Origin of the sequence: Citrobacter sp. CK194, assembly GCF_030333395.1 — a bacterium.
In the GTDB taxonomy this organism is placed as follows: domain Bacteria; phylum Pseudomonadota; class Gammaproteobacteria; order Enterobacterales; family Enterobacteriaceae; genus Citrobacter_B; species Citrobacter_B koseri.
The window spans coordinates 482,646-497,122 of record NZ_JAOWGA010000013.1; the positions used below are offsets into that span (position 1 = coordinate 482,646).

A 14,477-nucleotide genomic window follows, 5' to 3' on the forward strand; every position below is an offset into this window, starting at 1 on the left:
TAAAGGCGCAAGCATTGCAATGAAGATGGGGGCGTAGGGGGGAATTACAAGGTCTGCCTGTTATTTGCCGGATGGCGGCACAAGTGCCTCATCCGGCCTACGAACCATATTGTGCCGTAGGCCCGATAAGTGCAGCGCCATCGGGCATTTTTTCGCTTTTCAGCAGGATTAAGGCTGGTAAAAACCGACGCCAATCTCGTTTTCTTTACGGGTGCGGGCAATGACTGACTCCGGCGTTTCAGCCACACGCAGCCCCATCTCATCTTCGGTGCGTACAACCTTGCCGCGCAGAGAGTTGGTGTAGACATCGGTGATTTCCACATCCACAAACTTACCGATCATCTCCGGGGTGCCTTCAAAGTTCACCACGCGGTTATTTTCGGTACGGCCTGACAGTTCCATAATGCTCTTACGCGAGGTGCCTTCCACCAGAATACGCTGGACGGTGCCGAGCATCCGACGGCTCCAGGCCATCGCCTGCTGGTTAATACGCTCCTGTAGAATATACAGACGCTGCTTTTTCTCTTCTTCCGGCACATCGTCAACCATATCGGCCGCCGGTGTTCCCGGACGCGCCGAGAAGATAAAGCTGTAGCTCATGTCGAAATTGACGTCGGCAATCAGCTTCATGGTCTGTTCGAAGTCCTGAGTCGTTTCGCCAGGGAAGCCAACGATGAAGTCCGAGCTAATTTGAATATCCGGGCGCGCCGCGCGCAGTTTACGGATGATCGCTTTGTACTCCAGCGCCGTGTGGGTACGCCCCATCAGGTTCAGTACGCGATCCGCGCCGCTCTGTACCGGCAGGTGCAGGAAGCTCACCAGTTCCGGCGTATCACGGTAAACTTCGATGATGTCGTCGGTGAACTCGATCGGGTGGCTGGTGGTGAAGCGGATGCGATCGATCCCGTCGATGGCGGCAACCAGACGCAGCAGGTCGGCAAAGGAGCCGGTGGTGCCGTCGTAGTTTTCACCGCGCCAGGCGTTAACGTTCTGACCGAGCAGGTTGACTTCACGCACGCCCTGAGCGGCAAGCTGGGCGATCTCAAACAGGATGTCGTCAGACGGACGGCTGACCTCTTCACCACGGGTATACGGCACCACACAGTACGTGCAGTATTTATTACACCCTTCCATGATGGAGACAAACGCGGTCGGGCCTTCCGCACGCGGTTCCGGCAGGCGGTCGAACTTCTCGATTTCCGGGAAGCTGATGTCCACCACCGGGCTGCGGTCGCCACGAACGGAGTTGATCATTTCCGGTAAGCGGTGCAGCGTTTGCGGGCCAAAAATAATATCGACATAGTGCGCACGCTGACGGATGTGGTCGCCTTCCTGGGAGGCCACGCAACCGCCGACGCCGATAATCAGGTCCGGGTTCTTCTCTTTTAAGAGCTTCCAGCGGCCTAATTGATGGAAGACTTTTTCCTGAGCCTTCTCGCGGATTGAGCAGGTATTCAGCAGCAGCACATCCGCTTCTTCCGCGACCTCGGTCAGTTGATACCCGTGGGTAGCATCCAGCAGATCGGCCATCTTCGATGAATCGTACTCGTTCATCTGACAGCCCCAGGTTTTAATATGGAGTTTTTTGGTCATCGACTTGCTCTTGCGAAATAGTGGCTGAATTGCAGGGCGCATAGTGTAATGCTTTGGCGCGGTTGTGACCAGTATGACGCTTATCAGCCCTTAGAGGTAAAAAATCCTGTAAACTTGTCTTATCAACGTAACAGGATGAGTGACCATGACAAATCAACCAACGGAAATTGCCATTGTTGGCGGGGGGATGGTCGGTGGCGCGCTGGCGCTGGGACTGGCGCAGCATGGATTTACCGTCACGGTGATTGAACATGCTGAGCCTGCGCCGTTTGTGGCCGACAGCCAGCCTGATGTGCGTATTTCAGCGATCAGCGCGGCGTCGGTGTCGCTGCTTAAAGGCCTGGGCGTCTGGGATGCGGTGCAGGGGATGCGCAGCCATCCGTACCGTCGTCTGGAAACCTGGGAGTGGGAAAACGCCCATGTGGTGTTTGACGCCGCCGAGCTTAAGTTACCGCTGCTTGGCTATATGGTTGAGAATATCGTGCTGCAACAGGCGCTGTGGCAGGCGCTGGATGCGCACCCAAAAGTGACGCTGCGCGCGCCTGCTTCACTGATTGCGTTGCATCGCCACAATGATCGACATGAGCTGGAGCTGGCGGATGGTGAGCGTCTTACCGCAAAACTGGTGATCGGCGCTGACGGTGCGAACTCGCAGGTACGACAGCTGGCGGGGATTGGCATTCATGCCTGGCAGTATGCTCAGTCCTGTATGCTGATTACCGTACAGTGTGAGAACGATCCCGGTGACAGCACCTGGCAGCAATTTACGCCAGACGGCCCACGGGCCTTTTTACCGTTGTTCGACAACTGGGCATCGCTGGTGTGGTATGACTCACCAGCGCGTATTCGCCAGTTGCAGAACCTGAGTATGCCGCAGTTGCAGGCGGAAATTATGCAACATTTTCCGTCGCGTCTGGGGGAGGTCACACCGGTTGCGGCAGGTGCTTTTCCGCTGACGCGCCGCCATGCGTTGCAATACGTACAGCCTGGCCTGGCGCTGGTGGGGGATGCGGCGCATACCATTCATCCATTAGCCGGGCAGGGGGTAAACCTGGGGTATCGTGATGTGGATGCGCTGCTGGATGTGTTGATCAGCGCCCGCAGTCATGGCGAAGTCTGGGCCAGTCACCAGGTGCTGAAACGCTATCAGACGCGCCGCATGGCGGATAACTTCATTATGCAAAGCGGGATGGATCTGTTCTATGCCGGTTTCAGCAATAATCTTCAGCCGCTGCGCATTATGCGTAATATTGGATTGATGGCGGCAGAGCGCGCAGGTGTGTTGAAACGTCAGGCTCTGAAGTATGCGTTAGGGTTGTAGGATGTTCTGTGCCTGATAGCGTTGCGCTTATCAGGCCAACACCGCCACCCGGCGTGCCGGGCAGAAAAGCAAAAAGCTCGCCGAAGCGAGCTTTTTTAATGTGGCTGGGGTACGAGGATTCGAACCTCGGAATGCCGGAATCAGAATCCGGTGCCTTACCGCTTGGCGATACCCCAATGATTGGGTTTTTGCGTTCGTCATCCGAACGTCTTTCAAATTTGGCTGGGGTACGAGGATTCGAACCTCGGAATGCCGGAATCAGAATCCGGTGCCTTACCGCTTGGCGATACCCCAAGAATTTGGTGGCTACGACGGGATTCGAACCTGTGACCCCATCATTATGAGTGATGTGCTCTAACCAACTGAGCTACGTAGCCAGATTGTTTTCTTCGATGGCTGGGGTACCTGGATTCGAACCAGGGAATGCCGGTATCAAAAACCGGTGCCTTACCGCTTGGCGATACCCCAATGACCGTCGCGGCAATCCGCAAACTCGAAGAAATATGGCTGGGGTACCTGGATTCGAACCAGGGAATGCCGGTATCAAAAACCGGTGCCTTACCGCTTGGCGATACCCCATCCGTGCAACGCGTACTGGTGAATGGTGCGGGAGGCGAGACTTGAACTCGCACACCTTGCGGCGCCAGAACCTAAATCTGGTGCGTCTACCAATTTCGCCACTCCCGCAAAAAAGATGGTGGCTACGACGGGATTCGAACCTGTGACCCCATCATTATGAGTGATGTGCTCTAACCAACTGAGCTACGTAGCCATCTTTTTTCGCGTTACCTTATCGGCGTTGCGGGGCGCATTATGCGTATTGAGTCTTGAAGCGTCAACCTCTTTTTCATTGAAAATGGCCGGAATGTGACTGTTTGGTTAGGTTGCGAACAGCGTGACGCAATATTCGGCAATTATTGGTTATTAATCGTTTTTTGCGGTGAAAAAACGGCGTAAAAAAAGAGCCCCGCAGGACTCTTTTTAACACGATAACTTATTTATAAGCGGACTGGTGTACGCCGACGGCGCGGCCTGATGGATCGTCCATCGTTTTGAACGCCTCATCCCATTCGATGGCCTTCGCAGAAGAACAGGCGACGGACGGGCCGCCTGGTACACATTCTGCCGCGCTGGGTACCGGGAACAACTCTTCGAAGATTTCACGGTACAGGTACGCTTCTTTAGAAGATGGCGTGTTGTACGGGAAACGGAAGCGGGCGGTTTCCAGTTGCTGGTCGGAAATTTGCTCCGCCGCGACCTCTTTCAGCGTGTCGATCCAGCTGTAGCCGACGCCGTCAGAGAACTGCTCTTTTTGACGCCATGCCACGCTTGCGGGCAGGTAGGATTCAAAACATTCACGCAGGATATGTTTCTCCATTTTGCCGTTGCCGCACATTTTGTCTTCCGGGTTGATGCGCATCGCCACATCGAGGAATTTCTTATCCAGGAACGGGACGCGGGCTTCGACGCCCCAGGCAGACATCGCTTTGTTGGCGCGAGCGCAGTCAAACATATGCAACGCCTGTAGCTTACGCACGGTCTCTTCGTGCAGTTCTTTGGCGTTTGGCGCTTTATGGAAGTAGAGATAGCCGCCGAACACTTCATCGGAACCTTCGCCGGACAGCACCATTTTGATTCCCATCGCTTTGATTTTACGCGACATTAAATACATCGGCGTCGAGGCGCGAATGGTGGTGACATCGTAAGTTTCGATGTGGTAAATCACGTCGCGAATCGCATCCAGACCTTCCTGCACGGTGAAGTGAATTTCGTGATGCACGGTGCCGAGATGGTTTGCCACTTCCTGCGCGGCTTTCAGGTCCGGGGAGCCTTCCAGACCGACAGCAAAGGAGTGCAACTGAGGCCACCAGGCTTCCGAACGTTCCTGATCTTCCACGCGGCGTGCGGCGAATTTCTTGGTGATGGCGGAAATGATGGAGGAATCCAGGCCGCCCGAGAGCAATACGCCGTATGGCACGTCTGACATCAGGTGGCTTTTGACGGACTCTTCCAGCGCCTGGCGCAGCACGTTTTTGTCCGTTTCGTTGTCTTTTACTGCGTCGAACTCGAACCAGTCGCGCTGGTAGTACTGACGAATCTCACCGTCTTTGCTCCACAGGTAGCTGCCTGCCGGGAACTCTTTAATCGTGCGGCAGACCGGCACCAGCGCCTTCATTTCAGAGGCGACATAAAAGTTGCCGTATTCGTCATGACCCATATAAAGCGGGATGATTCCAATGTGGTCGCGACCAATCAGCCAGGCATCCTGTTCGCTGTCGTACAGCGCAAAGGCGAACATACCCTGTAGGTCGTCGAGAAATTCCACCCCTTTTTCCTGGTACAGCGCGAGGATCACTTCACAGTCAGACCCGGTCTGGAACTGATAGCGGTCGCCATATTCCGCGCGTAATGCCTGGTGGTTATAAATTTCACCGTTAACGGCCAGCACATGTGTTTTCTTTTCGTTGTACAGCGGCTGCGCACCGGCGTTGACGTCGACAATAGACAGACGCTCGTGTGCCAGAATCGCGTTATCGCAGGCGTAAATACCGGACCAGTCAGGGCCGCGATGGCGCATCAAACGTGACAGCTCAAGGGCTTTTTTACGCAGCTCAACCGCGTCTGTTTTGATATCGAATACGCCAAAAATAGAACACATAACCTTCTCCATTAACCCGTTGCGTGGTGCTTTTTTGTGTTTGCTTGTTTATGAAAATGCCGCAAAGCCGCAGGGTTCGCAAGAGATTTGGCGTGATGAAAGCAAAAAATGCAATGGCAGTTGTTGAATGATGAAAAAAGATTACGTAATGAGCATGTTTATTGATGAATCGATAATTTTATGGCGATTTTATTAAACGATGTTTTTTATCAGGCCTACGATTCGAACAGAACAATATTGTAGGCCTGATAAGCGCAGCGCCATCAGGCAGGGGGATGTTTTCAGATAACGTCGATTTCGGCGACGGAAGGATAAATCCAGCTTGGTCTGAACGGCATGTCGTCGATATCGTTGAGCGTTGAGACGCCAGAGAGCACCAGAATGGTTTCCAGACCGGCCTGGAATCCCGCCAGAATATCGGTGCGCAGATTGTCGCCGACGATAACGGTCTCTTCCGAGTGCGCCTGCATTTTGTTTAACGCGGCGCGGATAATCCACGGGCTGGGTTTACCGACGTAAAAAGGCTTACGGCCAGAAATTTTTTCAATACCTGCACAGAGCGCACCGCAGGCCGGATAGAAACCACGACCGTGGGTATCGGGGTTAGTGGCGATGAAACGGGCGCCGTTGGCGACGAAGAAGGCCGCTTTATGCATCATGTCCCAGTTATAGGAGCGGGTCTCGCCGACAATCACAAAATCGGGATTGACGTCAGTAATGGTAAAACCTGCTTTATACAATTCGTGAATTAGTGCGCCTTCACCGACCACATAGGCTTTCTTGCCTTCCTGACGACGCAGGAAATCGGCGGTGGCCATCGCGGAAGTATAAAAAACGCTGTCCGGTACGTTAACCCCTGCGGTAGCAAAGCGGTTCGCCAGATCCTGGCCGGTCTGCGAAGGGTAATTGGTCAGCAGCACCAGCGGCAGACCTTTTTCCATTACATCCGTCAGAAATTCTGCCGCACCGGGTACGGCAACATTGTCGTGCATCAGCACGCCGTCAATATCACAAATTACATTCTTGATGGTCATGAACTACCCAAAGGATTTAGTCATAATGCGCCACTATAAAAGCTCATTAATTTTCCAGCAAATGTTGCAACAAAATGCCGTTGAGCATGGCGCGTTTCACCAGCGCAAATGCGCCGATGGCGGAGCGGTGATCCAGCGTGGAACGGACAACCGGCAAATTTTTGCGAAACGCTTTCAGCGCCTGTGTGTTGATGCAGCTTTCGATCGCCGGCAGCAGCACTTTATCCGCTTCGGTAATTTCACCGGCAATCACGATTTTTTGCGGATTAAACAGGTTGATAGCGATAGCGATGGTTTTGCCCAGATGACGACCAACGTGTTCAATCACCTCTGCCGCTAAGCTGTCACCTTTATTGGCTGCCTTGCAGATGGTTTTAATCGTGCAGTCGTCCAGCGTAACGCGACTTTGGTAGCCCTGCTTGAGTAAGTGCTGTACGCGTTGTTCAATGGCCGCGTTGGCGGCGATGGTTTCCAGACAGCCAAAATTGCCGCAGTGACAGCGCTCGCCCAGCGGCTCGACCTGAATATGGCCGATCTCTCCGACGTTGCCGTTGCGACCAATAAAAATGCGGCCATTTGAGATAATCCCGGCGCCAGTCCCCCGGTGTACGCGCACCAGAATGGAATCTTCGCAATCCTGGCTTGCACCGAAATAGTGCTCGGCCAGCGCCAGACTGCGGATATCGTGACCGACAAAACAGGTTACGTGAAAACGTTTTTCCAGCGCTTCAACTAATCCCCAGTTTTCAACCTGAATATGCGGCATATAGCGGATCACGCCGCTTTCGGGATCGACAAGACCCGGCAGGATCACAGAAATCGCGATTAACTCGCGAAGTTTACGCTGATTACTGTCGACGAATGTGGTGATGGCATTGAGCAGGGCATGTTCCAGCGTCTCCTGAGTGCGCTCTGGCAGCGGGTAGTGCTCTTCAGCCAGCACTTTACTGCTCAGGTCAAACAGGGTAATGGTTGCGTCATGACGACCCAAACGCACGCCAATAGCATGGAAATTACGGGTTTCGGTAACGATGGAGATGGCGCGGCGGCCCCCGGTGGAGGCCTGCTGATCAACTTCTTTGATCAGCCCGCGTTCAATGAGTTGACGCGTAATTTTGGTTACGCTGGCGGGAGCAAGCTGGCTTTGCTCGGCAATCTGAATACGCGAGATTGGCCCGTGCTGGTCAATCAGGCGGTAAACGGCCGCGCTGTTAAGCTGTTTTACGAGATCAACATTACCTATTTGAGCTTGTCCGCCTGGTGTCATACTTTCTCTTACTCAGTAACGACCTCGTTACCATTAACGATGGTCTTGATGATTTTAAAGTCGTGGGTGAAGGCGGTCAGGTTCGCAACTTTACCCGGCGCGAGGCTGCCGAGCTGCTTATCGACGCCAATCGCGCGCGCAGGGTAGAGCGTCGCCATACGCAGCACTTCATCCAGCGCAATACCACAATGTTCAACCAGATTACGCACGCCTTCGATCATGGTTAATGATGATCCGCTCAGCGTACCGTTCTCATCCACACACAGTCCATTACGGTAGTATATTGTTTTACCAGCAAAAATGAACTGTTCAATGTTTGCACCCGCCGGGGCGGTTGCATCGGTCACCAGGCAAAGTTTGTCACCTTTCAGACGTTTAGCGTTACGAATGTTGACGTAATCAACATGCAGACCATCCGCGATGATGCCGCAATAAATATCGGCATCGTCAAGAATGGCGCCCGCCAGACCCGGTTCACGGCCCGTAATATACGGCATCGCGTTGAACAGGTGGGTGGCAAAGGTGATCCCTGCGCGGAAACCGGCTTTCGCCTCTTTTAACGTCGCGTTGGAGTGACCGGCTGAAACCACAATGCCCGCCGCCGTCAGTTTGGCGATCACTTCCGCCGGCACCATTTCCGGCGCCAGCGTGACTTTGGTGATCACATCGGCATTATCGCACAGGAAGTCCACCAGCGCAGCGTCAGGTTGGCGGACAAAACTCGGATTATGGGTGCCTTTTTTGACCAGGTTCAGCCACGGACCTTCAAGATGAAGACCTAATGCCTGATTCGGGTATTTCGCCAGGTATTCACGCATGACGCGAATGCCCTGTTTCATCAGATCGTCGCTGGTGGTAATCAGCGTCGGCAGGTAGCTGGTGCAGCCTGATTTCTCATTGGCTTTCTGCATGATTTCCAGCGTTTCGACAGTCACCGCGTCAGCGGTATCGTTGAACTGGACGCCGCCGCAGCCGTTTAATTGCACATCAATAAAACCGGGGGAGAGAATGGCCCCATTCAACGCGCGTTGTTCTATCTCTGGCGGCAGTTCCGCCACTGGACAGATGCGATCAATCAGGCCATTGGCGACAACAATCGCATGGTCATCAAGAATTTCGTGACCGGTAAAAATCCGGCCCTGGGTTAAAGCATACATTCCGACCCCCGATTTCAAAAAATGCCGCCCTGCGTCTGCGTGCAGGGCGGAGATAACATTACAGACCTTTAATATTTTCGGCTTCTAACTCGTTGAAATATTTCAGCGTCTTAACTTTCAGTTCCATAGTGGAAGGTTCGTCGCACACCACGACCGCTTTCGGATGCAGTTGCAGACAGCTAATGGTCCACATGTGGTTGACGTTGCCTTCGACAGCCGCCTGTAGCGCCTGCGCTTTCTGATGGCCCAGCACCAGAATCATCACTTCTTCTGCGTCCAGCAGCGTACCCACGCCTACGGTCAGCGCATATTTCGGCACCTGGTTGACGTCGCCGTCAAAGAAGCGGGAGTTTGCCACGCGGGTGTCATGGGTCAGCGTTTTGATACGCGTACGGGAAGCCAGGGAAGAAGCCGGTTCGTTAAACGCGATATGGCCGTCGTTGCCTACGCCGCCCATAAACAGGTGAATTTTACCGTAAGAACGGATTTTTTCTTCATAATTACGGCATTCCGCATCGATATCCGGCGCGTTACCGTTGAGCAGGTTAATATTTTCTGCCGGAATATCAACGTGATCGAAGAAATTGCGGTGCATGAAGCTGTGGTAGCTTTCCGGGTGTTCTTTCGGAAGGCCAACATATTCGTCCATGTTGAACGTCACCACATGCTTAAAGCTGACCTGGCCCGCTTTGTGCATTTCGACTAATGCTTTATACGCCGTCAGCGGCGTGCCGCCGGTCGGCAGGCCCAGGACAAACGGGCGATCGGCGGTAGGTTTGAAGGCGTTAATACGGTTAACGATATGGCGAGCAGCCCATTTGCCGACCTGTTCAGCGGACGTCAGGGGGATCAGTCTCATTCTTCACCTCAAAAGTAAAAGTAATAAATTGGCGGATTGAGCATCTGTACGTTAGTAAGCGTAACCTGGATTCGTATGGACAGGCGCCAATCCGTGTTGATTTTTTGAATGATAAAATAAGTTTTCGCAGTTAGCCAGTATAAGGGAGGGTGAATAACGATATTTGGTGATTCAAATCACAAAAAACACGCGTTTAATTTGCGATACGAATTAATTTTTCACACACTCTGAGCGTAGATGAATAATTCATACCGTTGTTGCCAAACATCACGCTTTAACGATTTGTCGCACAATAAAAAAATGGCTTCCAGAAGCCTAATCGGGGTCTCGTAGGGGGAATAAGATGAATATTTTAGGTTTTTTCCAGCGACTGGGTAGGGCGTTACAGCTCCCTATCGCAGTGCTGCCGGTGGCGGCACTGTTGCTGCGATTCGGTCAACCAGATTTACTGAATGTCGCCTTTATCGCGCAGGCGGGCGGGGCGATCTTCGATAACCTCGCACTGATCTTCGCCATCGGTGTGGCATCTAGCTGGTCTAAGGACAGCGCGGGTGCAGCAGCGTTGGCGGGTGCGGTCGGGTACTTCGTCCTGACCAAAGCGATGGTGACGATTAACCCGGAAATCAACATGGGCGTCCTGGCGGGTATCATTACCGGTCTGGTGGGCGGCGCCGTTTATAACCGTTGGTCCGGTATCAAACTTCCTGATTTCCTGAGCTTCTTTGGCGGCAAACGTTTTGTGCCGATCGCCACGGGCTTCTTCTGTCTGGTGCTGGCGGCGATTTTCGGTTACGTCTGGCCTCCGGTTCAGCACGCTATTCATGCGGGCGGTGAATGGATTGTCGGCGCGGGCGCGCTGGGCTCCGGTATCTTCGGTTTCATCAACCGTCTGTTGATCCCGACAGGTCTGCATCAGGTGCTGAATACTATCGCCTGGTTCCAGATTGGCGAGTTCACTAACACGGCAGGTACGGTATTCCACGGCGACATCAACCGCTTCTACGCGGGTGACGGCACGGCGGGGATGTTCATGTCCGGCTTCTTCCCGATCATGATGTTCGGTCTGCCGGGTGCGGCGCTGGCGATGTACTTCGCTGCGCCGAAAGCGCGTCGTCCAATGGTTGGCGGTATGTTGCTGTCCGTTGCGATCACCGCGTTCCTGACCGGTGTTACTGAGCCGCTGGAATTCCTGTTCATGTTCCTGGCGCCGTTGCTGTACCTCCTGCACGCAATATTGACCGGTATCAGCCTGTTCATCGCGACGCTGCTGGGTATTCATGCGGGCTTCTCCTTCTCCGCAGGCGCAATTGACTACGTGTTGATGTATAGCCTGCCTGCGGCCAGCAAAAACGTCTGGATGCTGCTGGTGATGGGCGCGGTATTCTTCGTCATCTACTTCCTGCTGTTCAGCGCGGTAATTCGCGTGTTCAACCTGAAAACGCCAGGTCGTGAAGATAAAGACGATGATATCGTGACTGACGAAGCGAACAGCAACACTGAAGAAGGTATGACCCAACTGGCGACCAACTACATTGCTGCGGTTGGCGGTACGGATAACCTGAAAGCGATCGATGCCTGCATCACCCGTCTGCGTCTGACCGTTGCCGACGCGGCTCGCGTGAGCGATGCGATGTGTAAACGTCTTGGTGCGTCCGGCGTGGTGAAACTGAACAAACAGACCATCCAGGTTATCGTCGGCGCGAAAGCGGAATCTATCGGCGACGAAATGAAGAAAGTGGTGGCGCGTGGCCCGGTTGCGGCAGCGTCTGCTGACAGCGCGCCAGTGACTGCGGCGCCGGCGGCAAAACCGCAGGCGGTTCCTAATGCGGTGACTATCGCGACGCTGGTTTCTCCAGTCACGGGTGACGTGGTTGCGCTGGAACAGGTTCCTGACGAAGCGTTCGCCAGCAAAGCGGTTGGCGACGGCGTGGCGGTTAAACCAACGGATAAAACCGTTGTTTCCCCGGCGGCAGGCACCATTGTGAAAATCTTCAACACTAATCATGCGTTCTGCCTGGAAACTGAAAAGGGCGCGGAAATCGTTGTCCACATGGGGATCGATACCGTTGCGCTGAACGGTCAGGGCTTCAAACGCCTGGTGGAAGAGGGTGCCGAAGTGGTTGCCGGTCAGCCGATCCTGGAAATGGATCTGGAGTTCCTGAACGCCAATGCGCGCTCGATGATTAGCCCGGTGGTTTGCAGCAACATTGACGATTTCAGCGGTCTGGTGATTAAAGCTGAAGGTCAGGTGGTTGCGGGTCAAACGCCACTGTATGAGATTAAAGGCAAATAATCGCTCCTGAGTAGAGTTTGTGCCTGAGCGGCGGGGGGAAACCTCCGCCGCTTTTTTTGCAGCCTGTAGGCCGGATAAGGTATAGCCGCTATCCGGCAAATGCGCCTGATGGCGCTGCGCTTATCAGGCCTACGGTTCGACACAGTTTGTAGCAGTTTGTAGGCCGGATAAGGCGTAGCCGTCATCCGGCAAAGCGCCGTCGCTTTTTTTTACAGCAATCAGCCCCCATATTTTCTTCAAAGCCACTTTTTAAGTAACTAAAGGTTGTCAGTCTGTCCGGCTTATAAGATCATATGCCGTTATACGTTGTTTACGCTTTGAGGAATCCACGATGAGTGAGGCTGAAGCCCGCCCGACTAACTTTATTCGTCAGATCATCGATGAAGATCTGGCCAGTGGTAAGCACACCACAATCCACACCCGTTTTCCGCCGGAGCCGAATGGCTATCTGCACATCGGCCACGCGAAATCCATCTGTCTGAACTTTGGCATCGCGCAAGATTATCAGGGCCTGTGCAACCTGCGTTTCGATGATACCAACCCGGTAAAAGAAGATATCGAGTACGTTGATTCGATCAAAAACGACGTCGAGTGGTTAGGTTTTCACTGGGCTGGCAACGTTTGCTACTCCTCAGATTACTTCGATCAGCTGCATGCGTATGCGGTTGAGCTGATCACCAAAGGTCTGGCGTACGTCGATGAGCTGACGCCGGATCAGATCCGCGAATATCGCGGTACGCTGAAAGAGCCGGGTAAAAACAGCCCGTTCCGCGATCGCAGCGTGGAAGAGAACCTGGCGCTGTTTGAAAAAATGCGTACCGGTGGTTTTGAAGAAGGTAAAGCGTGCCTGCGCGCCAAAATTGATATGGCGTCGCCGTTTATCGTGATGCGCGATCCGGTGCTGTACCGCATTAAATTTGCCGAACACCACCAGACCGGCAACAAGTGGTGCATCTACCCGATGTACGACTTTACTCACTGCATCAGCGATGCGCTGGAAGGCATTACGCACTCTCTGTGTACGCTGGAATTCCAGGACAACCGTCGTCTGTACGACTGGGTGCTGGACAACATCACCATCCCGGTTCACCCGCGTCAGTACGAATTCTCGCGCCTGAATCTGGAATACACCGTGATGTCCAAGCGTAAGCTGAACCTGCTGGTGACGGACAAACACGTTGAAGGCTGGGACGATCCGCGTATGCCGACCATTTCTGGCCTGCGTCGTCGTGGCTATACCGCGGCCTCCATCCGTGAATTCTGCAAACGCATCGGCGTTACCAAGCAGGACAACACCATTGAGATGGCGTCGCTGGAGTCCTGCATTCGTGAAGATCTGAATGAAAACGCACCGCGCGCGATGGCGGTTATCGATCCGGTGAAACTGGTTATCGAAAACTACCCGCAGGGCGAAAGCGAAATGGTCACCATGCCGAACCATCCGAACAAACCGGAAATGGGCAGCCGTGAAGTACCGTTTAGCGGTGAGATCTGGATCGATCGTGCTGACTTCCGCGAAGAAGCGAACAAGCAGTACAAGCGTCTGGTGATGGGGAAAGAAGTGCGTCTGCGTAACGCCTATGTGGTGAAAGCTGAGCGCGTGGAGAAGGATGCGGAAGGCAATATCACCACCATCTTCTGTACCTATGATGCGGATACCCTGAGCAAAGATCCGGCCGATGGCCGTAAAGTGAAGGGCGTCATTCACTGGGTAAGCGCGGCACACGCGCTGCCGGTTGAAATTCGTCTGTACGATCGTCTGTTCAGCGTGCCGAACCCGGGCGCCGCAGAGGACTTCCTGTCCGTGATCAACCCTGAATCGCTGGTGATTAAGCAGGGTTACGCAGAACCGTCGTTGCAGAACGCCGTAGCGGGTAAAGCGTATCAGTTTGAGCGTGAAGGCTACTTCTGCCTGGACAGCCGCTACACAACGGCGGATAAACGCGTGTTTAACCGTACCGTAGGTCTGCGCGATACGTGGGCTAAAGCGGGCGAGTAAAGCCACCGCATCACATCACCTCATCACCTTCCAACGCCGCATTTTGCGGCGTTTTTTTATCCTTTCCATTTTGTCATCCCGCTCTCTGTTTGCAGAGCGAATTAATGCCGCCAGGAAAATAATTTCGCAACAAAATAGTTTTGGCATAGTGAATTTATGGAATGAATATCATTTCATGTGAAACCGATTTCATGTGCATGGAAAACAAGACAATTTTAACTTTTGTTCATCTTTTTTAGCGCCTGATGAAAATGTAACAGAAAGCAATGAAATATGTGCGGTTGCTCATACTCTT

9 protein-coding genes and 7 tRNA genes are annotated in these 14,477 nt (G+C 53.5%); 3 read left to right on the forward strand and 13 right to left on the reverse strand.

Going from position 1 to position 14,477, the window contains the following annotated elements; genetic code table 11:
* Positions 1–168: 168 nt before the first annotated feature.
* The gene (miaB, locus tag OGX80_RS05040; protein WP_024130541.1) at positions 169–1,593 is read right to left on the reverse strand and encodes a tRNA (N6-isopentenyl adenosine(37)-C2)-methylthiotransferase MiaB; all 1,425 of its coding nucleotides are present in this window, start codon (positions 1,591–1,593) and stop codon (positions 169–171) included.
* A 145-nt stretch (positions 1,594–1,738) separates the two neighbouring features.
* Here miaB and ubiF point away from each other — a divergent pair, with 145 nt between their 5' ends.
* Positions 1,739–2,914 carry a 3-demethoxyubiquinol 3-hydroxylase gene (gene ubiF / locus OGX80_RS05045; RefSeq protein ID WP_115181847.1) on the forward strand — a complete coding sequence of 392 codons (1,176 nt, stop codon included), beginning with the start codon at positions 1,739–1,741 and terminating at the stop codon, positions 2,912–2,914.
* Between the two features lie 101 nt (positions 2,915–3,015).
* On the opposite strand, the gene OGX80_RS05050 is transcribed toward ubiF, so the two are convergent.
* The 12 genes from OGX80_RS05050 to nagB form a co-directional block, all read right to left on the reverse strand.
* Positions 3,016–3,090, reverse strand: a tRNA-Gln gene (locus OGX80_RS05050).
* 43 nt (positions 3,091–3,133) lie between these two features.
* Positions 3,134–3,208: transfer RNA gene (locus OGX80_RS05055), tRNA-Gln, on the reverse strand.
* Between the two features lie 6 nt (positions 3,209–3,214).
* Positions 3,215–3,291, reverse strand: a tRNA-Met gene (locus OGX80_RS05060).
* Positions 3,292–3,307: 16 nt separating this feature from the next.
* Positions 3,308–3,382 (reverse strand) — tRNA-Gln (locus tag OGX80_RS05065).
* Between the two features lie 36 nt (positions 3,383–3,418).
* Positions 3,419–3,493, reverse strand: a tRNA-Gln gene (locus OGX80_RS05070).
* Positions 3,494–3,516: 23 nt separating this feature from the next.
* Positions 3,517–3,601 (reverse strand) — tRNA-Leu (locus tag OGX80_RS05075).
* A gap of 8 nt (positions 3,602–3,609) precedes the next feature.
* Positions 3,610–3,686 (reverse strand) — tRNA-Met (locus OGX80_RS05080).
* A 222-nt stretch (positions 3,687–3,908) separates the two neighbouring features.
* Entirely contained in the window at positions 3,909–5,573 is a 1,665-nt protein-coding gene (asnB, locus tag OGX80_RS05085; RefSeq protein WP_115181846.1) for an asparagine synthase B, read from the reverse strand.
* Positions 5,574–5,854: 281 nt separating this feature from the next.
* A complete protein-coding gene (nagD, locus tag OGX80_RS05090) occupies positions 5,855–6,607 on the reverse strand; it encodes a ribonucleotide monophosphatase NagD (RefSeq protein WP_012133329.1) in 753 nt (250 codons plus the stop codon).
* Positions 6,608–6,653: 46 nt separating this feature from the next.
* Entirely contained in the window at positions 6,654–7,874 is a 1,221-nt protein-coding gene (nagC, locus tag OGX80_RS05095) for a DNA-binding transcriptional regulator NagC (RefSeq protein ID WP_012133328.1), read from the reverse strand.
* Between the two features lie 8 nt (positions 7,875–7,882).
* A complete protein-coding gene (gene nagA, locus OGX80_RS05100; protein WP_012133327.1) occupies positions 7,883–9,031 on the reverse strand; it encodes an N-acetylglucosamine-6-phosphate deacetylase in 1,149 nt (382 codons plus the stop codon).
* Positions 9,032–9,089: 58 nt separating this feature from the next.
* A complete protein-coding gene (nagB, locus tag OGX80_RS05105) occupies positions 9,090–9,890 on the reverse strand; it encodes a glucosamine-6-phosphate deaminase (protein WP_012133326.1) in 801 nt (266 codons plus the stop codon).
* A gap of 343 nt (positions 9,891–10,233) precedes the next feature.
* Between nagB and nagE the strand changes: the two genes are divergently transcribed.
* Together nagE and glnS are read left to right on the forward strand one after the other, a co-directional pair.
* Complete coding sequence (gene nagE, locus OGX80_RS05110) at positions 10,234–12,183, forward strand: PTS N-acetyl glucosamine transporter subunit IIABC (RefSeq protein ID WP_012133325.1); 1,950 nt, start codon at positions 10,234–10,236, stop codon at positions 12,181–12,183.
* 331 nt (positions 12,184–12,514) lie between these two features.
* A complete protein-coding gene (glnS, locus tag OGX80_RS05115; RefSeq protein ID WP_012133322.1) occupies positions 12,515–14,182 on the forward strand; it encodes a glutamine--tRNA ligase in 1,668 nt (555 codons plus the stop codon).
* The last annotated feature ends 295 nt before the right edge of the window (positions 14,183–14,477 follow it).

Bases quoted from the DNA above. Each gene is read 5' to 3' on its own strand.
- miaB (WP_024130541.1), bottom strand. From the start codon at position 1,593: ATGACCAAAAAACTCCATATTAAAACCTGGGGCTGTCAGATGAACGAG.
- glnS (WP_012133322.1), top strand. From the start codon at position 12,515: ATGAGTGAGGCTGAAGCCCGCCCGACTAACTTTATTCGTCAGATCATC.
- nagE (WP_012133325.1), top strand. From the start codon at position 10,234: ATGAATATTTTAGGTTTTTTCCAGCGACTGGGTAGGGCGTTACAGCTC.
- nagB (WP_012133326.1), bottom strand. From the start codon at position 9,890: ATGAGACTGATCCCCCTGACGTCCGCTGAACAGGTCGGCAAATGGGCT.
- nagC (WP_012133328.1), bottom strand. From the start codon at position 7,874: ATGACACCAGGCGGACAAGCTCAAATAGGTAATGTTGATCTCGTAAAA.
- asnB (WP_115181846.1), bottom strand. From the start codon at position 5,573: ATGTGTTCTATTTTTGGCGTATTCGATATCAAAACAGACGCGGTTGAG.
- nagD (WP_012133329.1), bottom strand. From the start codon at position 6,607: ATGACCATCAAGAATGTAATTTGTGATATTGACGGCGTGCTGATGCAC.
- nagA (WP_012133327.1), bottom strand. From the start codon at position 9,031: ATGTATGCTTTAACCCAGGGCCGGATTTTTACCGGTCACGAAATTCTT.
- ubiF (WP_115181847.1), top strand. From the start codon at position 1,739: ATGACAAATCAACCAACGGAAATTGCCATTGTTGGCGGGGGGATGGTC.